Genomic DNA, 19,112 nt, shown 5'->3' with positions numbered 1-19,112 from the left:
GCGGCAGGCGCCCGTGACAGTGTCGCGGGTATGCCGCGGAACGGAACCAGGATTCCCTACCAGGAGGCCGCGCGGGACCTGCTGCGGACGTCGGTCCTGGACGCGATGCGCGAGCTGCTCACCGAGCGGGATTGGTCCAAGATCACGCTCGGTGACGTCGCGGCCAGGGCCGGCGTGAGCAGGCAGACGCTGTACAACGAATTCGGCTCGCGCAGCGGACTCACCCAGGCATACGCGTTGCGCTTGGCCGACTTCCTGGTCGACCACGTCGACGCCGCCATCAACGGCAACGTCGGTGACGTTCGCGCGGCTTTCCGCGACGGGATAACGAACTTCTTGTTCGACGCGGCGTCCGACCCACTGGTGCAGTCGCTGGTCGCGGGCGAGGTCAAGCTGGATCTGCTGCGCCTGATCACGCTCGACGCGGGGCCGTTGCTGGAGCACGCGACCGTGCGGCTGTCGCGTGCCTTCCAGTACAGCTGGGTGGCGTCGACGGCGGCCGAATCGGACGTCATCGCGCACGCGCTGGTGCGAATCGCCCTCAGCTACATTCCCACTCCGCCTGGTCCGGGGCGCGACGCGCCCGCGGAGCTGAGCGCGCTGCTGAGCCCTTACGTCGAAGCGATCCTCGCCGCGCGGGTGCAGAGCTGAGCCCTGACGGGCAACCTGCTCGCGACCTGGCGCATATGCAGCACATTGAAAACAGACTGCCCGGCTTGTAATAGCGATCACGTTTCAACCGACGGCATCGTTGTAACGGACCACAACTCACGAAGTATTCTCAGGCGACGGTGTTCGGGTCTTCTCTGAGTGGAGCAAAAGTGCAAACGGTTGGCAAACCGACGGGATCGGCTGATCCCAAACGCCATCTGTGGGTTCTCGGCTTGCTCGCGCCCTCGTCGGCATTGCTGCCGTCACAACTGGTGCTGCACACCGGCTCCGCGGTCTTCTGGTGGATCGGCCCGATCATCGTGCTGATCGTCATCCCGGTGCTGGACTGGGCGGTCGGCGTGGACGGAAGCAACCCCAGGGACGAGGACTACGAGCTGTTGTCCAACGACCGGTACTACCGGTGGTGCACCTATCTGATGCTCCCGGTCCAGCTGATCGGCTTGGTCATCGCGAGTTACATGTGGGCCGGCGACGAACTGAGCACGGTCGACAAGTTCGGTCTGGCCACCACCCTCGGATTCGTCAGCGGAATCGGCATCAACGCCGCCCACGAACTCGGCCACCGGGTCGAGCACATGGAGCGCTGGCTGGCCAAGATCGCGCTCGCCCAGTCCGGTTACGGGCACTTCTTCGTCGAGCACAACCGCGGTCACCACGTGCGCGTGGCCACCCCGGAGGATCCGGCCAGCGCCCGGCTGGGCGAGTCGCTGTGGGAGTTCCTGCCCCGCAGCGTGTCCGGCAGTTTCCGCTCCGCCATCGCCCTCGAGCGCGAACGGCTCGCGCGCAAGGGCAAGGGCTGGTGGAGCGTGCACAACCACATCCTGCAAGCCTGGTCGATGACGCTGGTGCTGTTCGGCTCCCTGATCGCGGCGTTCGGCTACCAAGTGCTGCCCTGGCTGCTGTTGCAGGCCGTGATCGGCTTCGGCCTGCTGGAGACGGTGAACTATGTCGAGCACTACGGCCTGTTGCGGGCGCGCCGCCCGAACGGCAGGTACGCCCGCTGCTCGCCGCGCGACAGCTGGAACAGCGACCATCTGGTCACCAACATCTTCCTGTTCCACCTGCAGCGCCACAGCGATCACCACGCCAATCCCGGCCGTCGCTACCAGACGCTGCGGACCTCCGAACAGGCCCCGCAACTGCCCGCGGGTTATGCCGCCATGATCGTGCTGGCCGCCATCCCGCCGTTGTGGCGCTGGATGATGGACGATCGCGTCCTCGCCCACTATGGCGGCGACATCACACTGGCGAACATCCAGCCGCGCAAGCGCCGCCGCATCCTGGCGGCCCGCGGGGTCGCCGCGTAACGGTCGCATCGGTGCCCCGGCGCGACCCCGGCCGGCGCCGGGCCGAGCGAAGAGGACGGCCGCGTAGTCCGCACCCGGCCGTGAGCGACTAGCCTTGCCTCGGTACTTGCCGAACCAGGAGAGGCTGATGACCACCTCAGAACTTCCCGCACGCACGTCGTTGACCGCCGATGTCCGCAACGGCATCGACTACAAGGTGGCGGATCTGTCGCTGGCCGATTTCGGCCGCAAAGAGATCCGTCTGGCCGAACACGAGATGCCCGGTCTGATGGCGCTGCGCCGTGAATACGCCGAGGTGCGGCCGCTGCAGGGCGCGCGCATCTCCGGCTCGCTGCACATGACCGTGCAGACCGCGGTGCTGATCGAGACCCTGACCAGCCTCGGCGCCGAGGTCCGCTGGGCCTCCTGCAACATCTTCTCCACCCAGGACCATGCGGCGGCCGCCGTGGTGGTAGGCCCGAACGGCACCGTCGAGGAGCCCAAGGGCACCCCGGTGTTCGCCTGGAAGGGCGAGACGCTGGAGGAGTACTGGTGGGCCGCCGAGCAGATGCTCACCTGGCCGGGTGAGCCGGCCAACATGATCCTCGACGACGGCGGCGACGCCACCATGCTCGTGCTGCGCGGCGCGCAGTTCGAGAAGGCGGGCGTGGTGCCACCCGAGGACGAGGACCACTCGGCCGAGTACAAGGTCTTCCTGAGCCTGCTGCGCGAGCGGTTCGAGACCGACCGGGGCAAGTGGAGCAAGATCGCCGAGTCGGTGCGCGGCGTCACCGAGGAGACCACCACCGGCGTGCTGCGGCTCTACCAGTTCGCGGCGGCGGGTGAGCTGGTGTTCCCCGCCATCAACGTCAACGACTCGGTCACCAAGAGCAAGTTCGACAACAAGTACGGCACCCGCCACTCGCTGATCGACGGCATCAACCGCGGCACCGACGTGCTCATCGGCGGCAAGAAGATATTGATCTGCGGCTACGGCGATGTCGGCAAGGGTTGCGCGGAATCGCTTGCCGGACAGGGCGCGCGGGTGCAGGTCACCGAGATCGACCCGATCAACGCGCTGCAGGCGCTGATGGACGGCTACGACGTGGTGACCGTGGAGAACGCGATCGGCGAGGCCGACATCGTCATCACCGCGACCGGCAACAAGGACATCATCACCCTCGAGCACATGAAGGCGATGAAGGACCAGGCCATCCTGGGCAACATCGGCCACTTCGACAACGAGATCGATATGGCGGCGCTGGAGCGCTCCGGCGCAACGAGGTTGACCATCAAGCCGCAGGTCGACCTGTGGACGTTCAAGGAGAGCGGCCGCTCGATCCTGGTGCTGTCGGAGGGGCGTCTGCTCAACCTCGGCAACGCGACGGGCCATCCGTCGTTCGTGATGTCCAACAGCTTCTCCAACCAGGTGATCGCCCAGATCGAGCTGTGGACCAAGCCCGAGCAGTACGACAACGAGGTCTACCGGCTGCCGAAGCACCTGGACGAGAAGGTCGCCCGCATCCACGTCGAAGCGCTCGGCGGCGAGCTCACCGAGCTCACCAAGGACCAGGCCGAATACATCGGCGTCGACGTCGAGGGCCCGTACAAGCCGGACCACTACCGCTACTGAGCGCGCCGCCGGGTGTCCCGTCCGCGTCCGGCGGTCGGACATCCGGCTCGCCGGACGGTCCCGGCGCACCCGGCCGGTATCCTCGCTGGTCAGTCGGTGCGAGCGCCGGGTATCGGGCGGGGTAGTCTGCCTGGTCATGGGAGTGCTGATAGCGGTCGAGGGGCTCGACGGCGCCGGCAAGCGGACGCTGATCGAGCGGGTTGTCGCCGATCTGCGTGGGCGCGGGCTCCGCGTCGCGACGGTGGCCTTCCCGCGCTACCGCGTCTCGGTGCACGCGGATCTGGCCGCCGAGGCGCTGCGTGGCGCGCACGGCGACCTGGCGGGCTCGGTCAGCGGCATGGCCCTGCTGTTCGCGCTGGACCGCGCGGACGCGCAGGACGAGCTGTCGAAACTGTTGGCCGACAACGACGTTGTGCTCCTGGATCGCTACGTCGCCTCCAACGCCGCCTACTCGGCCGCCCGGCTCGGGCAGTCGGCCGACGGTGAAATCGTGGACTGGGTGGGCGAATTGGAGTTCCGCAGATTCGCCCTGCCCGTGCCTGCCCTGCAGGTGTTGCTGGATGTGCCCACCGAGCTCGCGGCCGAGCGTGCCCGCAGGCGTGGCGAACTCGACGCCGAGCGCGCCCTCGACGCCTACGAGCGTGACGGCGGTCTGCAGCACCGGACCGGTGCGGTGTACCGTGAGCTGGCCGAACGCGACTGGCGCGGACCCTGGTGGACATACCGATCCGACGACGGTCCGGCTGAGCTGGCCGCGCGGATCGCCGAAATCGTTGGTCGATAAGGTTGGCTGTGCCGTGGGTTCGCACCAGTGTTGGCGTGGCGGCCCGATCCTGGCCTGGGAGATGACAACATAGTAGTTATGAAGCCGAAGATTCTGGTCGTCGACGACGATATGGCACTCGCGGAGATGCTCACGATCGTCTTGCGCGGGGAAGGGTTCGACCCGCACGTGGTCGGCGACGGCACACAGGCCCTGGCGGCGGTTCGCGAGATCCGCCCCGATCTGGTGTTGCTGGACCTGATGCTGCCCGGCATGAACGGCATCGACGTGTGCCGTGTGCTGCGGGCCGATTCCGGGGTTCCGATCGTGATGCTCACGGCGAAGACCGACACGGTCGACGTCGTGCTGGGTCTGGAATCGGGCGCCGACGATTACATCGTCAAGCCCTTCAAGCCGAAGGAGCTCGTCGCCCGGGTGCGGGCCCGCCTGCGCCGGACCGAGGAGGAGCCCGCCGAGCTGCTGTCGATCGCCGATATCGTGATCGATGTGCCCGCGCACAAGGTCAGCCGCGGCGGCGCGCAGATCTCGCTGACGCCGCTGGAGTTCGACCTGCTCGTCGCCCTGGCTCGTAAGCCGCGCCAGGTGTTCACCCGTGAGGTCCTGCTCGAGCAGGTCTGGGGCTACCGGCACGCCGCCGACACCCGCCTGGTGAACGTCCATGTGCAGCGGTTGCGGGCGAAGGTGGAGAAGGATCCCGAGAACCCGGAGATCGTGCTGACCGTCCGTGGTGTCGGTTACAAGGCCGGACCGCCGTGATCCATGGCGTGATCACGCGTCTGGAACGATCGCTGGCTCCGGTGGTGGCCTGGTTCCAAGCGGTCGGCATTGCCCTAGGCCACCTGTGGCGCCGTTCGCTGCAGTTGCGCGTCATCGTGTCCACGCTGACGCTGTCGCTGATCGTCATCACGATCCTGGGCGTGGTGCTGACCAGTCAGATCACCGACCGGTTGTTGGACGCCAAGATCAACGCCGCGGTCGAGGAGATGGACCGTGCGCGCAACACGGTGGAGAGCCAGCTGGCGGGTGTGCACGACATCGGCGCCCAACCGCAGCGGTTGGAGGAAGCCCGCAACGCGCTGTCCAACCGCGGCGGCACCGGGCAGTCCACCGGCGCGGCGGGCAGCTTCGATTCGGCGCTGAGCGTTATCGGCGGGATGCCGCCGCAGCAGATTCCGCGCGGCCCGATCCAAGAGGTGCCCGACGAACTGCGCCGGTTCGTGCAGCGCAACCAGGTGAGCTACCAGTTCGCCACGGTCGACGACGCGGATGGCTACCGCGGTCGCGCGCTGATCATCGGCAGCCCGAGCGCGGAGATCCCGACCCTGGAGATCTACCTGATCTTCCCGCTGGCGAACGAGGAACGCAGCCTGTCGCTGATGCGCGGCACGATGCTGGTCGGCGGCATCGTGCTGCTGGTGTTGCTGGCCGCGATCACCGCGCTGGTCACCAGGCAGGTGGTCCTGCCGATCCGTTCCGCCGCCCGGATCGCGGGCCGATTCGCCGACGGCAGGCTCAAGGAACGCATGCTGGTGCGCGGCGAGGACGATATGGCGCGGCTGGCTCAGGCGTTCAACGAGATGGCCGAGAGCCTGTCCAACCAGATCACCCAGCTGGAGGAGTTCGGCAATCTGCAGCGCCGGTTCACCTCCGACGTCAGCCACGAGTTGCGCACCCCGCTGACCACCGTGCGCATGGCGGCCGACCTGATCCACGGCAGCAGCGACGACCTCGATCCCGCCTTGGCCCGCAGCGCCGAGTTGCTGGTCAATGAGTTGGACCGGTTCGAGGGCCTGCTCAACGACCTGCTGGAGATCAGCAGGCACGACGCGGGCGTTGCCGAACTGCAGGTCGAATCGCTGGACGTGCGGATGTGCGCGCGAGCCGCGATCTCCACCGTGCGGCACCTGGCCAAGGACGCCGGGGTCGAGGTGATCAGCGACATGCCGGAGGACCCGCTCGTCGCGGAGGTCGACCCGCGCCGGGTGGAGCGCGTGCTGCGCAATCTGCTCGCCAACGCGATCGATCACAGCGAGGGCAAGCCGGTGCTGATCCGGATGCGCGGCGACGTCGAGGCCAATGCCGTCGCCGTGGTCGTGCGCGATCAAGGCGTCGGCCTGCGGCCGGGCGAGGAGAAGCTGGTCTTCAACCGGTTCTGGCGCTCGGATCCGTCCCGCATGCGCCGCTCCGGCGGCACCGGTCTCGGCCTGTCGATCAGCGTGGAGGACGCGAACCTGCACGATGGCAAGCTCGAGGCCTGGGGTGAGGCCGGCATCGGCGCCAGCTTCCGCCTGACGCTGCCGCTGGTGCGCGGCAAGAAGCTCGGCCCGAGCCCGCTTCCGCTGGAACCGGCGCGCAAGTCGATGCGCCTGGTCGAGCCGGAACCGCCCGCCGAAGCGGTGACGGCGCCACCGGTCGCCGCCGAACCGGACGATGCCACCCACGACTCGACCGTTTCGGGCGCCGCGCAGGGGACGAACGCCGCGCCGCATAGCGCTGAGCCGGGCAGCTCCGATCCGGTCGATGCGCAGCGGGGCGACTCCGTGACAGCGCCCGACAACGGGCGTTCGGAGCACGCCGGCGAGCCGGGCGGCGGCGGGCCGAGCGGCGATGAGGGAGACAGCAGGGGCGCGGAACGCGGCTCGGAGGCGAATGCGGGTGCACCGCACGCCTCGGCCGGCGGCACGCAGCCCACCGACACCGCCTCGACCGAAGAGGCGCACGCGTCCGGAACGAACGGCTCATCGGCATCGGAGTCGGCGCAGGCCGGGGGCGGCGGGACGCGCGAACCGGGGGACGTACAGTCATGAGAATGCGTGTCAGATCTGCGCGGAGGCGGCGACTGACAGTGCTGGTGGCAACGGTTCTCGCGGTCATGGCGCCGCTCACCGCCTGCGCCAGCCTGCCCGAGTCCTCCGCGCCGGAGGCGCTGGGCACCATCAACCGGGAACCCACCTCCGAAGGCCCGCCGCCACCGGTCGCCAACCGCGATCCCGATCTGCTGCTGCGCGACTTCCTCCAGGCCACCGCCGATCCCGCCAACCGGCATCTGGCTGCCCGGCAGTACATGACACCCGCGGCTTCCACGCAATGGGACGACGCGGCGGGCACCGTCATCGTCGAGAAGCCCGACACCTTGCGCGAGTCGCGCTCCGGCGACAAAGCCAACTATCTGATCCGCGCGCGCAAGGTCGGGGAGCTGTCCGCCGACGGCGGGTACCGCCCCAACGACGATATCCCCTTCGTCGAGAACAAGATCGAGCTGACCAAGATCAACGGCGAGTGGCGCATCGACGAATTGCCCGACGGCGTCGTCATGGACTCCACCGCGTTCTTCAAGTCCTACCGCCGCTACGTGCTGTACTTCATCGATCCGAGCGGCAATATGGCCGTCCCGGATCTACGCTGGCTCGCGGTGCCGAAAGCCCAGCTGACCCAGCGCTTGCTCAGCTCGTTGCTCGAGGGGCCGCAGCCCGCGCTGGCGTCGGTGCTGCGCAGCGAGCTGACGCCGCCGATCGCGCTGCGCGGGGCGATCACCAAGGCCAACGGTGATCCCGACGGCGTCGGCATCGGGCTCGGCGGCGTCAAGATCGACTTCGCGGGCGCGTCGGCGTTGAATCCGCGCGAGCGCGAACTACTGGCCGCGCAGGTGGTGCTCACGTTGTCCAGCGCCGACATCCTCGGGCCGTACCTGCTGCTCGCCGACGGCAAGCCGCTGGACGAGCGGTTCGCCGCGAACGGGTGGAGCGGTGCCGACGTGCAGCAGTTCAATCCGGCCACCTCCGCGCGCAACCAGACCGGGCTGCACGCGCTGCGCGGCGGGGGGCTGGTGCAGATCGCCGAGAACGGTGGTATCAACCCCGCCGGCGGCTACTTCGGCGGGGTGAACAACCTGCAGTCGGCGACGTTGTCCCCGGACGGTCAGCTCGTCGCCGCCGTCGCGGAAGCCGGAAGACCCCCGGGCGTGGCGTCGCGCACGCTGATGGTCGGCACCTACGGCGGCAACGCCTTTCCGGTGGCCGAGGGCTTCACCATCACCCGGCCCTCCTGGACAGCGGACGGCAGCGCGGCATGGGCGGTGGTCGACGGCGACCGGGTGATCCGCGCGGTCAATGACCGGGGCAGCGGCAATGTATCGGTGCAGAACGTCGACATCTCCGGGCTGACGGCGGCATCCTCGACCACCTCGCCCCGGTTGCCGATCACCGAACTACGGATCTCCCGGTCCGGGGTGCGGGCGGCGATGATCGCGGACGGCAGGGTCTACGTCGCGGTCGTCGTGCCCAAACCGGACGGAAAGGTGGCGCTGACCTCGGCGCTTCCCGTGGGCGTCGGACTCAGCACGGCCGCGGTGTCGGTGGACTGGCTCGACGCGGACACCATCATCATCGCCCGTGAGGGCAATGTGGACCCGGTCAGCACGGTGTCGGTCGACGGCTCGGAGCCGACCCCGCTGACCTCGCAGAATCTGACCGCGCCGGTGCGCTCGGTGAGCGCGAGCCCGGACCACCAGTACGTCGCCGACTCCCGCGCGGTGCTGGAGCTGACCTCCGCACCGGACCAAGGACAGCCGTACTGGCGCGAGGTTCCGGGTCTGGGCGCGAACGCCATACCCGTCCTGCCCGGCTGAGGTACGTCCGGCCCCGGAAACGCGGCCATGGTGGACCGCGTAAACGTCCCTGCCGCAGAGGCATACGATCGCGCGCCGCCGCCGTCGACCTGAGCGGGCGAACTTGTCGGGGGATGGGCGCACACTCGGTCGATGCGAACCCTGCTCGATCTGGTGCTGCCCGCCGCCTGCGCCGGCTGCGGGCGTTCCGGTGCCGATTGGTGCGCCGACTGCGCCGTCACCCTGGCAGGCCCGCCGGTGCGGGTGTGGCCGCGCACCGATCCGGGCGTTCCGTGCTGGGCGCTGGGGCCGTACGCCGGGCCCGCGCGCCGGGCGGTGCTCGCCGTCAAGGAACGAGGCAGGCGGGATCTGGCGAAGCCACTCGGGGCGGCGCTCGCGGGCGCGCTCGCCGAGTTGCGTTCGCCGCGCCGTCCTTTGGTGCTGGTTCCCGCGCCGAGCAGGGGCGTGGCGGCGCGGCGCCGAGGCGGCGATCCGGTGCTGCGGTCCGCCTCGGTAGCTGCGCAATGGCTACCGGATACCCGGATGGTACCCCTGTTGCGATTGGGGCGTGAGGTGCGTGATTCGGTCGGCTTGACACCCGCCGAGCGGGCTCGCAACCTGGAAGGGCGGGTGGGCACCGCCCCCGGCTGTGTCGCCGATTGGGGAATACCGGCGAATGCCGAGATAGTGCTGGTCGACGACGTACTGACCACCGGCGCCACGGCGAGCGAATCGGTGCGTGCTCTGCGGCGCACCGGATTGCCGACACATGGCGTTCTGGTTACGTGTGTTGCTTGACTCCGGGAAATTTGCGTGAACACTGGCGATCAGCGCGTCGGCGGACTAGCGTCGCGGACACACACCCGAACCGCAAGTTTGGAGGTGGCGCCTCGGACAACTTGTGCCGAGTAATTATCGATCGGCACGGCTCAATCCCGCCGCACTGGAATCGGTCGGTGCGGCCAGATCCGGGAGGTACGCGTGACGACTTCTTCACGACCTTCAGTGAAAGATCCCGCTCCTTCGGTGCTGGACTCCGGCACCCAGGCAGCAGCACCCGAGCAAACCGCAGCGGAACGACCACGTGCGCCACGCGGCGACATCGTGGTGAAGGGCCGCAACGTCGAGGTGCCCGACCATTTTCGTATTTACGTCGCGGAAAAACTCTCCCGATTAGAACGCTTCGATCCATCGATCTTCCTCTTCGACGTGGAGCTGTTCCACGAGCGCAACCGGCGTCAGCGCAAGAACTGTCAGCGCGTCGAAATCACCGCGCGCGGAAAGGGTCCCGTCGTGCGGGCCGAGGCCTGCGCGGACAGCTTCTACGCCGCCTTCGAGTCGGTGACCGCGAAGCTGGAGAGCCGGCTGCGCCGCACCAAGGATCGGCGCCGGGTGCACTACGGCGACAAGACGCCGCTGTCGGTCGCCCAGGCTACCGCCGATCTGGTGGATGACTCCCTGTTCGAACGGCTCACCGAGTCCGATGCCGCGCACACCCACCTGGAGCAAGGGCGCGAGCAGGATTACGAGGCCGGTCCCGGCCACATCGTGCGCACGAAGGTGCACTCGGCGACACCGATGTCCGTCGACGACGCCCTGTACCAGATGGAGCTCGTCGGTCACGACTTCTTCTTGTTCCACGACAAGGAGAGCGACCGGCCCTCGGTGGTCTACCGCCGCCACGCCTTCGACTACGGCCTGATCCGCCTGGCCTGACGGCACGAACCATCCGTCCCGACTTCTCCGGGCATTCAGCTCACCGGCTGGATGCCCGGAGAATCATGTCGAGACGCCTCTCGCACCTTGCGGCCAGTCGCGTGCCATCGCGAGTAACAGCCGCAGATCCGAGTCGATGTCGCCCACGGGCGGCCCCGCGGGACGGTCCGACCGCACCGTCCGCACCGCCGCGCCGCTCGATTTCGCGGCGATGGCGCGCTGGATCTGTTCCACGTAGTCGGCGCCTGCGGCGTCCTCGGGCAGATAGCGCCGCAGGTGCATCAGGGCGTCGCGGATCTCGACCGTCATGCGGATCAGCCGCGCGTCGGATTCGGCCGCGGGCAGGTCCGGCTCGAGCACGACCTCCGGTACCGCCGCGGTCAGATCGCGCCACAGCGGATGCAGGCGTCGGCAGTATCGTCCGGCGCGGTCCCAGCCCGCGTGGGCCCGCAGCCACGCGACCAGGGGCACGGCCAGGAGTGCCGCGCCGAGCGCCGATACGGCGAAAGTCGGTGCGGCCCAGCGCGCCAGGGCTGGATCGGCCGTCGCGCCCGGCCCTGCGAGCTGTACGGCGGAGACGACCAGGCCTCCGGACCCCACGACCAGTGTGGCCAGCAGGGTCCCGTAGACGATCCGCTCCGCCGCGGTCGATTCGTTCGAGCGCAGTTCGCGCGTCGCCGCGCGCCAGCACAGCCGGCCGGCGGCCAGCAGCGGAATCCACAGGATCGCCCACACCACCAGAGCCGGCCAGTCCGGCGATTGCCCCACCAGCCGTCCCTCCTGGCGTGCCGGGGTCCCCACGACCAGGATGATCGCCGCTCCGGCCAGGCCGGCGAGGTCGTAGACCCGCTGCCGGGCGAACGCGGCGGCGGGGTCGGCGCCGGACCACAGCCGGGCCGCGCCGTACAGGCCGACCACCTCCATCAACAGCGTGCCCATCGAAAGCTGGTGCAGCAGACTGCCGATCTCCGGTGCGATGCCGCGTTCGAGCAGGATCAACGTGGCGATGCCCCACAGCATGGCCCGGTTGAGGAGGCGATCGACGGTGGCGTGGTGCAGCACGAAACGACGCCCGAGCACGACCACCGCGACGAACACGATCAGCGGAATCGCGATCGGCGCCGGGACCGGCGAGGTCACCGCCGCCGGTCGCGGAAGAATGTGCGGTGCAGCAGCGAATCGCGGCGCGGCGGACGCATGGCGTGCAGCATCACCATGTCGGCGAAGGTCTCCGCGTCTCGTTCGCGCCGGGTGCCGTAGTCGGTGCGGCCGAGCACGTGGGCGATCGACTCGGCCGAGATCGAGGGCAGCAGGTCGGCGACCGCCGCCACGGTCGGTGCGCTCGTCGGCGGCTCACCGGATTCGGACTGCTCCGGGCCGTGTCCGAGCAACATGTGCCCGAGCTCGTGCACGATGATGTGCTCGGCGTGCCACTCGGTGGTGTCCGCGCCGTAGGCGATGACATCGCTGTCCTGCTTCGCGATCCACAGGCCGCTGCCCGTGCCGCATCCGGTCCCCGCGAGCAGCGCGGTATCGATCGGTAGCAGGCTGATGCTGCGGCCCCGGTACGCCGCGACATCATCGAGGTAGGTCTGTAAATCCCATGGGTGGGGTATCGGGAGGTCCCGGGTCAAGCTCCGGAACCGGGCCTGGATGGCCATGCGATCGGTCTCCTACAAAAGCTCAGTGGCCCATGTAGAAGGCATGCTACCGACTCGGCGGCGTCGACCCTTCCGTGCTCCGGATGATCTCGGCCAGCATGGCCCGATCGATGTTGGAACCGCGCAGCGCGATGCTGGCGACGTTGGCGTCGCGCATGGTGGCGAGCAATTCGAGTTCCCGGTCGATCGCGTCGGCGGCGGGGCCACGGGTGAGCAGATAGTCGGCGGCCACGCCGAAGCTGCGCGCCACCGCGGCGAGGATCTCGGGATCGACGGAGCGCGCGTTCTCGTCGTCGAACTCCCCGGCGCGCAGGCGGGTCAGGTAGCCGTGCGGCACCGGGCGGCCGAGGAAATCGCCTACCTGCTCGGCGACGGATTCGACGCTGCGTTCCGGTGTGTCGCGCGGATGCACGACGGCGAACAGCCGATTGATCTTGCGGCTCAGCGTGAGTGCCGCGCGGTCGGGTCCGTTGTCGGTCATGGCTGCCTCGTCACTCACCGTTTCGAACCGTTGCTGTCGCCATGTTGGCCGCCAGCCAGCGTGCACGGAATCGGGCTTCGGTCGCCGCATCGATATCCTCCGATCGACCGGCCAGCCAGCGGCGGTACCGGCGTTCCTGTAACTCGCCGGGGTCGCTGGCCTCCGCCGGGATCGCGAGCAGGTGCGCGAAGGCCATCTCCACCAGCGGATGCACTTGCCTGCCCGGTCCGCCGTTGCGTTCGAGCATGGCGGTCGCGTACCGCGCGGACAGCTTGGAGACCACCCGGTTGAGTTCCGCGATCGCCGCGACCACCTGCGGGTCGGCGGTGCGACCGTTCTCGACGGCGTCGGTGAGCCTGCCCGACGCCGCCAGAAGACCGGTGAGGTCGGAGATTTCGAAGCGGATCGCGTCCGGGCCCGCCACCACCGATTCGCCTGCGCCGCGCGGAGCGTTCGCGGGTTCGTCGGCGGCGGGGACGCCGCCGGCGTAGGTGCGTGCGGCGCTGCCCGGCAACCATCGCAGCGGGGCGTCGAGCTTGTTCAGCGTCTGCATGCTGATGGTCGCCTCGCCGTCCTCGATCTTCCGGATGGTCGGCGCCGAAGGTCCCCCGAGGTCGCCGATCTGTAGCTGGGTGAGGCCGAGCTCGTCCCGGCGTTCTCTGATGATTCGCCCGAATCTCTTCTGCCGCGACAGCTCCGAAGGGCTATGCATAGTGCGTTCATGGTAAGCCGCTGGGAGGTCTTAAGCAAATCAATAGAAACTATTTGGAAAATCGGTAGAAAGTTTGTTACGGTTCTTTGCGTCGGAAGGTCCCGGGGAGGGCCTGCGGCGGTTCCGGAACGGGCAGGGGCGTTCGCCGGGACGGGCGTCTCCGGTCTGCCGCTCAACGGCGCGCGGCGGACCGGTTCAGCGGCGGTGGAGGGGAGTGCCGCTACGTCGGGTTCACCGTCGGCGAAGGGGGTCGACGGTGAACTTACTTTAGAGTAAGTTTGGTGGCCAGAGGCTTTCGAAAGGAAATCGCATGGCCACCAAAGCTGCTCGCCGTGCCGTGATCGTGTCCGGTGCGCGCACGCCGTTCCTGCGCGCGTTCACCGGATACACGCGGATGGATTCCATCGCGCTGGCCGACGCCGCGGTACGGGGACTGCTGGAGCGAACCGGGCTGCCCGGCGCGCAAGTGGAGGCGATCGTCTGGGGCGGTGTCATCCTGCCTGGCGCGGCGCCGAACATCGCCCGGGAGATCGCGCTGGACCTGCGGCTGGACCCGGGCTGTGAGGGCTACACGGTGACCAGGGCCTGCGCCTCCGGCTTGCAGGCGGTCACCTCGGCCGCGGCCGCGATCGAGCGGGGCGAGTACGACATCATGATCGCGGGCGGCAGTGATTCCACCTCGAACGCCGAGGTCAAGCTGCCGCAGAAGGTTGTGCACGCGGCGGCGCCGCTGGCGCTGGGCAAGCCGAAGCCGAAGGACTACCTGTCTGCGGTCGCGCGCCTCGCGCCGTTCACCGATCTGCTGCCGAGCCGGCCCAGGATCGCCGAGCGCACCACCGGTGAGGTGATGGGCGAGTCGGCCGAGAAGATGGCTCGCATCCACGGCGTGAGCCGCGCGGACCAGGACGAGTTCGCCGCCCGCTCGCACCATCGCGCGGCGGCCGCCATCGAGTCCGGCCGGTTCGACGACGAAGTGCTGCGAGTCCGCACTCCCGAAGACGTGGAGATCCTGCGCGACGGCTTGGTACGCGGCGATACCAGCATCGCGAAACTGGCCGCTCTGAAGCCGGTTTTCGCCGCGGACGGCAGCGTGACCGCGGGCAACGCCAGCCCGCTCACCGACGGGGCCGCCGCGGTGCTGCTGATGAGCGAGGAGAAGGCGCATGCCCTCGGGTATCGACCGCTGGCGGCGTTCCGGTCGTGGAGCTACGTGAGCGTGGATCCGGCCGATCAGGTGCTGATCGGTCCGGCCATCTCGATGCCTCGGGCGCTGGACAAGGCCGGGATGTCGCTGGGCGACGCCGATCTCGTCGATATCCACGAGGCCTTCGCCGCCCAGACCTTGGCGGTGCTGACCGCGCTCGCCAGCGACGAGTGGGCCAAGACCCGGCTGGATCGCGACACCGCCGTCGGTGAGGTGGACATCGACAAGCTGAACGTGCACGGCGGCTCGATCTCGCTCGGCCACCCGTTCGGAGCCACCGGAGCGCGCATGGTGACCACCATGGCCAACGAGCTGGCCCGCACGGGGAAGAATACGGCGCTGCTGGGGATTTGCGCTGCAGGCGGCATCGGCGCGTCGGCGGTGCTCGAACGCGTCTGACGTTAGCGGGTGGCCGCACTCGCCGACCGGGAGCCCGCGCCGGGCGGCGGTCGCCTCGCTATCGCCGCCTCGGCGTCCTCAGGCCTTGCCCGTGGCGCCCCGCCGCTTGCGTCCCTCGTCCGCGAGGATCCGCAGACAGGTCTGGTGCTTGGTCTCGCCGGGGATGCCTTCCCGACGCAGGCGCAACGTCGCCTGTGCCAGATCGATGCCCAGCTCGCTCGACAGCCGAACAGCATCGACATTGGCCATGTGCAAAAACCTCCTGGAACCGACGAAATCACGTGAAGAACACTGCGTCAGAGGCAGTTTCGCCCTTGTCGTACCCAGTGGGCATCCGATTGAACCATGAACGATCCACACATTTGCGTAACGATGCGAGACCGGGACGCGCAGATCAGCCGCGATAGGTTTCGCGGTGCACCGCCTCGGTGAGCGGTCTGCCCGCGCGCCAGCCGAAGCGCTCGAGATCGGGGACGCGCTGGAATTCGCGCACCGGCCCGACGCACAGCCAGGCGACGGTGCGGACGCCCTCCGGAAGGCCGATCAGGTCGGACAGGAAGCCGGGATCATAGAACGACACCCACCCGACGCCGACGCCTTCGGCGGTAGCCGCCAGCCAGAGATTCTGGATGGCGAGAACCGCGGAGTAGATACCGGTTTCGGGTACCGTGGCCCGCCCGAGCACCTGCGGTCCGCCGCGATCGTGGTCGTAGCAGACCACGACCCCGGTGCCGCTCTCCAGGATGCCCTCGATCTTGATCGGCTCGAAGGTGGCGGCGCGATCGGGCGGCAGCGCGTCCCGGAACTCGATGCGCTTGCGCGCCACATGGTCGGCGAACTTGCGCAGCGTCGCCGGATCGCGGACCACCACGAAATCCCAGGGCTGCGAATTGCCTACGCTGGGAGCCCGGTGCGCGGCATCCAGCAGCCGCCACAGCGTCGCCTCGTCCACGACCTCGCCGGTGAACTCCGCGCGCACGTCGCGGCGCCGCCGGATGGCCTCATAGACGTTCAGAACCTCAGGATGCACCGCCTGAGTCAATCAAATCCGGCGAACTCGCCGCACACGGCCCGGCCGAGCGACCAGTGACGCTCGTCGGCTCGGATCAGAGGCCGAGCCGACGAGCGTCACTGGTGGAATCTCAGCGCGGCGCGGGCGTGCCGCGTCGAGCGAGCCGGCGCCGCCCCTGGGCGAGCGCGGTGCGCAGACCACGGCGCCGGCCGGTCACCGGATCGATGGTGGCCGCGGCGCTGCCCCCGAACTTGCGTTCCGAGGCGGTCTCCGGCGCGTCGTCGGCGGTGGCCCGCAGGTACTTGTTCGGCAGCGACAGCTTGAGGATGGTGCGCCACGCCTTGAAGTACTGCACCGGAAGCGAGCCGGTGGTGTAGGGCAGGTCGTACTTGTCGGCCAGCTCGCGCACCCGCACGGCGATATCGGCGTATCGGTTGCTCGGCAGGTCGGGGAACAGGTGGTGCTCGATCTGGTGGCTCAGGTTGCCGGTCATGAAGTGCATGACCGGGCCACCGGAGATGTTGGCGCTGCCGAGCATCTGGCGCAGGTACCACTGGCCGTGCGTCTCACCGTCGATGTCGGCCTTGGTGAACTTCTCCGCGCCGTCGGGGAAGTGCCCGCAGAAGATGACCGCGTTGGACCAGACGTTGCGGATCGCGTTGGCCGCCAGGTTGGCCGTCAGCGTGGAGAAGAACGCCGGGCCGGTGAGGGCGGGGAAGATGACGTAATCCTTGAGGATCTGTTTGCCCATCTTGGTGAGCGCCTCGCTGCGCTTGCGCTCGAACTCGGCCCGCTCGGGCGAGCCCGGCTTGTACCGGCCCGCCACCAGCTTGCCCAGCTCCATGTGCTGGATGGCGACGCCGTACTCGAAGAACAGCTGCAGCACCAGGTTGTAGATCGGGTTACCCAGGTTGAACGGCTTCCAGCGCTGGTCGCGCGTCACCCGCAGCAGGCCGTAGCCGATGTCGTCGTCCATGCCGAGCACGTTGGTGTACTTGTGGTGCAGGTAGTTGTGGGTGTGCTTCCAGTGCTTTGCTGCGCCGGTGTTGTCCCATTCCCACGAGCTGGAGTGGATCTCCGGATCGTTCATCCAGTCCCACTGCCCGTGCATGACGTTGTGCCCGATCTCCATGTTCTCGATGATCTTGGCGGTGCCGAGCAGGGCGACGCCGGCCAGCCACGCCGCGCGGACCGGGCTGGCGAACAGCACCGCCCGGCCGCTGATCTCGAGAGCTCGCTGCAACCTGATGACATTGCGGATGTACTTCGCGTCGCGCTCGCCGCGCGAGGCTTCGATTTCCCGCCGGATCGCGTCGAATTCCGCGCCGAGTGCTTCCACGTCGGCCTCGGTGAGGTGCGCGTATTCCTTGACATCCGAGATCGCCATACGGGTTACTTTACCGTAAGTTACGAAAGCGTAGGTTGCGAGGTGCGCCGCGCGGATGTGTCAATCACCCTATTGCGATACTGGTTGTCGGCTGGTAGATTACCGCGCCCTTCGGAGAAAGCGAAATCGCCTGTCCCGCATGGCTTTTTCGCGCAGCGCCGCTTGTTCGTGCCGGGCTCGTTCCTGGAGCGCGACCGTGGCTTCCCGCAGCACCTGACCCTCGTGCTCGGCCTTCTCCTTCAGCGCCGCCTTGGCCTCGCGCAGCATCTCCTTCTCCTGCCGCGCCTTCTCCTTCAGCACGACCTTCGCCTCGTGCAACGCCGAGCGCAGACCGCGCCGCTTGCCGGTCTCCGGATCGATGCGCAGCCAGTGCGTGGACTCCGTGCCGAGCGACGGCAGCGTGATACCGGCGAACTTGCGTTCCGAGGAGGTCTCGGGCGCGTTGTCGGCGGTCGCCTTGAGGAACCGGTCCGGCAGTGCCAGCTTGTGGATCGTGCGGAAGGCGAGCAGATACTGCTTGCCCAGCGACCCGGTGGTGTAGGGCAGGTCGTACTTGTCGCACAGCTCGCGGACCCGCACCGCGATCTCGGGGTACCGGTTGCTCGGCAGATCGGGGAACAGGTGGTGCTCGATCTGGTAGCAGAGGTTGCCGCTCATGAACGCCATGGCGGGCCCGGCCTTGAAATTCGCGCTGCCGAGCATCTGACGCAGGTACCACTCGCCGCTGGTCTCGTTCTCCAGCTGCTCGATGGTGAACTTCTCCGCGCCGTCCGGGAAGTGGCCGCAGAAGATCACCGCGTACGCCCAGAGATTGCGCACCAGGTTCGCCGTCGCGTTCGCTTTCAGCGTCTGCTTGAACGCCGGGCCGGTGAGCGCGGGGTAGAACAGGAAGTCCTTGGCCACCTGACGGCGGATCTTGCGTCCGAACGCAACGTTCGGCTCCGACATCAGCTCGCGGGGAGGGGTGCCGGCCAACTCCTTCTCGATGCTCCAGTCGTGCAGCGCGATGCCCCACTCGAAGGTCGCGGCCAGCAGCAGGTTCGCCAACGGCTGCACCAGGTGGATCGGCCGCCAAGGCTCGTCCCGGGTCATCCGCAGGATGCCGAAGCCGAGATCCTCGTCCTTGCCCAGCACATTGGTATAGGTGTGGTGGGAGTAGTTGTGCGCGCGGCGCCACTGCGCGGAGGGGCCGGTCATGTCCCACTCCCACGAGGTGGAGTGGATCTCCGGGTCGTTCATCCAGTCCCATTGCCCGTGGCTGACGTTGTGCCCGAGCTCCATGTTCTCGATGATCTTGGCGACCGACAGCAGCGCGGTGCCGGTCAGCCAGGCCCAGCGGTTGCGGCTGCCGAACAGCACGGCGCGAGCCGCGACTTCGAGACCGCGCTGCGCCGCGATCGCACGCCGGATGTACTTCGCGTCACGCTCGCCACGGGACAGCTCCACCGAACGCCGGATGGAATCGAGTTCCTGCCCCAGTGTCTCGATATCGGCCGCGGTGAGATGGGCAAATGTCTTGATGTCGGTGATTGCCACCGGGGTCCTTTCCCTACTCGATC

Annotated in this window: 18 protein-coding genes; 10 read left to right on the top strand and 8 right to left on the bottom strand. The window is 68.3% G+C overall.

Annotated elements, in window-relative coordinates:
* Positions 1-30: 30 nt before the first annotated feature.
* The 9 genes from NA8_RS27745 (at position 31) to hpf (ending at position 10,697) form a co-directional block, all read left to right on the top strand.
* A complete protein-coding gene (locus NA8_RS27745) occupies positions 31-651 on the top strand; it encodes a TetR/AcrR family transcriptional regulator (RefSeq protein ID WP_063053288.1) in 621 nt (206 codons plus the stop codon).
* Positions 652-821: 170 nt separating this feature from the next.
* Positions 822-1,979 (top strand): alkane 1-monooxygenase, encoded by a 1,158-nt coding sequence (locus NA8_RS27740; protein WP_063053287.1) that lies wholly within the window; start codon positions 822-824, stop codon positions 1,977-1,979.
* 127 nt (positions 1,980-2,106) lie between these two features.
* Positions 2,107-3,591, top strand: a complete 1,485-nt coding sequence (ahcY, locus tag NA8_RS27735; RefSeq protein WP_063053286.1) for an adenosylhomocysteinase — start codon at positions 2,107-2,109, stop codon at positions 3,589-3,591.
* A gap of 136 nt (positions 3,592-3,727) precedes the next feature.
* A complete protein-coding gene (locus tag NA8_RS27730) occupies positions 3,728-4,375 on the top strand; it encodes a dTMP kinase (RefSeq protein WP_063053285.1) in 648 nt (215 codons plus the stop codon).
* A gap of 78 nt (positions 4,376-4,453) precedes the next feature.
* Positions 4,454-5,131 carry an MtrAB system response regulator MtrA gene (gene mtrA, locus NA8_RS27725; RefSeq protein WP_039800350.1) on the top strand — a complete coding sequence of 226 codons (678 nt, stop codon included), beginning with the start codon at positions 4,454-4,456 and terminating at the stop codon, positions 5,129-5,131.
* Positions 5,132-5,175: 44 nt separating this feature from the next.
* Complete coding sequence (mtrB, locus tag NA8_RS27720) at positions 5,176-7,182, top strand: MtrAB system histidine kinase MtrB (RefSeq protein WP_439957424.1); 2,007 nt, start codon at positions 5,176-5,178, stop codon at positions 7,180-7,182.
* Positions 7,179-9,002, top strand: coding sequence for an MtrAB system accessory lipoprotein LpqB (gene lpqB / locus NA8_RS27715; protein WP_063053284.1), 1,824 nt, complete (start codon positions 7,179-7,181; stop codon positions 9,000-9,002). Before mtrB ends, lpqB begins: the two co-directional genes overlap by 4 nt.
* Before the next feature lie 132 nt (positions 9,003-9,134).
* Positions 9,135-9,779, top strand: a complete 645-nt coding sequence (locus tag NA8_RS27710; protein ID WP_063053283.1) for a ComF family protein — start codon at positions 9,135-9,137, stop codon at positions 9,777-9,779.
* Between the two features lie 303 nt (positions 9,780-10,082).
* Complete coding sequence (gene hpf, locus NA8_RS27705; protein ID WP_245664033.1) at positions 10,083-10,697, top strand: ribosome hibernation-promoting factor, HPF/YfiA family; 615 nt, start codon at positions 10,083-10,085, stop codon at positions 10,695-10,697.
* Between the two features lie 63 nt (positions 10,698-10,760).
* Here the strand turns inward: hpf and NA8_RS27700 are convergent, their stop codons facing one another.
* Genes NA8_RS27700 through NA8_RS27685 form a run of 4 tightly spaced genes read right to left on the bottom strand, consistent with a single transcriptional unit; the run spans position 10,761 to position 13,551 of the window.
* A complete protein-coding gene (locus NA8_RS27700) occupies positions 10,761-11,837 on the bottom strand; it encodes an MAB_1171c family putative transporter (RefSeq protein ID WP_063053282.1) in 1,077 nt (358 codons plus the stop codon).
* A complete protein-coding gene (locus NA8_RS27695; protein ID WP_063053281.1) occupies positions 11,834-12,358 on the bottom strand; it encodes a hypothetical protein in 525 nt (174 codons plus the stop codon). The genes NA8_RS27700 and NA8_RS27695 overlap by 4 nt, the downstream gene beginning before the upstream one ends.
* Before the next feature lie 46 nt (positions 12,359-12,404).
* Positions 12,405-12,839: a hypothetical protein gene (locus NA8_RS27690; RefSeq protein ID WP_063053280.1), complete on the bottom strand. Its 435-nt coding sequence runs from the start codon at positions 12,837-12,839 to the stop codon at positions 12,405-12,407.
* Positions 12,840-12,849: 10 nt separating this feature from the next.
* Entirely contained in the window at positions 12,850-13,551 is a 702-nt protein-coding gene (locus NA8_RS27685) for a helix-turn-helix domain-containing protein (protein ID WP_063053279.1), read from the bottom strand.
* Positions 13,552-13,861: 310 nt separating this feature from the next.
* Between NA8_RS27685 and NA8_RS27680 the strand changes: the two genes are divergently transcribed.
* Positions 13,862-15,154, top strand: a complete 1,293-nt coding sequence (locus NA8_RS27680) for an acetyl-CoA C-acyltransferase (RefSeq protein ID WP_063053278.1) — start codon at positions 13,862-13,864, stop codon at positions 15,152-15,154.
* Between the two features lie 78 nt (positions 15,155-15,232).
* Here NA8_RS27680 and NA8_RS34115 read toward each other — a convergent pair whose 3' ends face one another.
* The 4 genes from NA8_RS34115 to NA8_RS27665 form a co-directional block, all read right to left on the bottom strand.
* On the bottom strand, positions 15,233-15,403 hold the full coding sequence (locus NA8_RS34115) for a hypothetical protein (RefSeq protein WP_157106955.1): 171 nt from the start codon (positions 15,401-15,403) through the stop codon (positions 15,233-15,235).
* 145 nt (positions 15,404-15,548) lie between these two features.
* Positions 15,549-16,169 (bottom strand): 5,6-dimethylbenzimidazole synthase, encoded by a 621-nt coding sequence (gene bluB, locus NA8_RS27675; protein WP_063053298.1) that lies wholly within the window; start codon positions 16,167-16,169, stop codon positions 15,549-15,551.
* Between the two features lie 127 nt (positions 16,170-16,296).
* Complete coding sequence (locus tag NA8_RS27670) at positions 16,297-17,553, bottom strand: fatty acid desaturase family protein (RefSeq protein ID WP_063053277.1); 1,257 nt, start codon at positions 17,551-17,553, stop codon at positions 16,297-16,299.
* Between the two features lie 99 nt (positions 17,554-17,652).
* Positions 17,653-19,089: a fatty acid desaturase gene (locus NA8_RS27665; RefSeq protein WP_063053276.1), complete on the bottom strand. Its 1,437-nt coding sequence runs from the start codon at positions 19,087-19,089 to the stop codon at positions 17,653-17,655.
* Between the last annotated feature and the right edge of the window lie 23 nt (positions 19,090-19,112).

It is taken from the genome of Nocardia arthritidis NBRC 100137 (assembly GCF_001612765.1).
GTDB lineage: Bacteria > Actinomycetota > Actinomycetes > Mycobacteriales > Mycobacteriaceae > Nocardia > Nocardia arthritidis.
The sequence above is the reverse complement of the archived record's forward strand: the minus strand, read 5'-3'. Positions and strand labels throughout refer to the sequence as shown.

What these genes read in the sequence shown, in the direction of transcription:
- NA8_RS27745 (WP_063053288.1), top strand. Translation starts at nt 31, where the DNA reads ATGCCGCGGAACGGAACCAGGATTCCCTACCAGGAGGCCGCGCGGGAC.
- ahcY (WP_063053286.1), top strand. Translation starts at nt 2,107, where the DNA reads ATGACCACCTCAGAACTTCCCGCACGCACGTCGTTGACCGCCGATGTC.
- NA8_RS27730 (WP_063053285.1), top strand. Translation starts at nt 3,728, where the DNA reads ATGGGAGTGCTGATAGCGGTCGAGGGGCTCGACGGCGCCGGCAAGCGG.
- mtrA (WP_039800350.1), top strand. Translation starts at nt 4,454, where the DNA reads ATGAAGCCGAAGATTCTGGTCGTCGACGACGATATGGCACTCGCGGAG.
- lpqB (WP_063053284.1), top strand. Translation starts at nt 7,179, where the DNA reads ATGAGAATGCGTGTCAGATCTGCGCGGAGGCGGCGACTGACAGTGCTG.
- NA8_RS27710 (WP_063053283.1), top strand. Translation starts at nt 9,135, where the DNA reads ATGCGAACCCTGCTCGATCTGGTGCTGCCCGCCGCCTGCGCCGGCTGC.
- NA8_RS27695 (WP_063053281.1), bottom strand. Translation starts at nt 12,358, where the DNA reads ATGGCCATCCAGGCCCGGTTCCGGAGCTTGACCCGGGACCTCCCGATA.
- NA8_RS27690 (WP_063053280.1), bottom strand. Translation starts at nt 12,839, where the DNA reads ATGACCGACAACGGACCCGACCGCGCGGCACTCACGCTGAGCCGCAAG.
- NA8_RS27685 (WP_063053279.1), bottom strand. Translation starts at nt 13,551, where the DNA reads ATGCATAGCCCTTCGGAGCTGTCGCGGCAGAAGAGATTCGGGCGAATC.
- NA8_RS27680 (WP_063053278.1), top strand. Translation starts at nt 13,862, where the DNA reads ATGGCCACCAAAGCTGCTCGCCGTGCCGTGATCGTGTCCGGTGCGCGC.
- NA8_RS34115 (WP_157106955.1), bottom strand. Translation starts at nt 15,403, where the DNA reads ATGGCCAATGTCGATGCTGTTCGGCTGTCGAGCGAGCTGGGCATCGAT.
- NA8_RS27670 (WP_063053277.1), bottom strand. Translation starts at nt 17,553, where the DNA reads ATGGCGATCTCGGATGTCAAGGAATACGCGCACCTCACCGAGGCCGAC.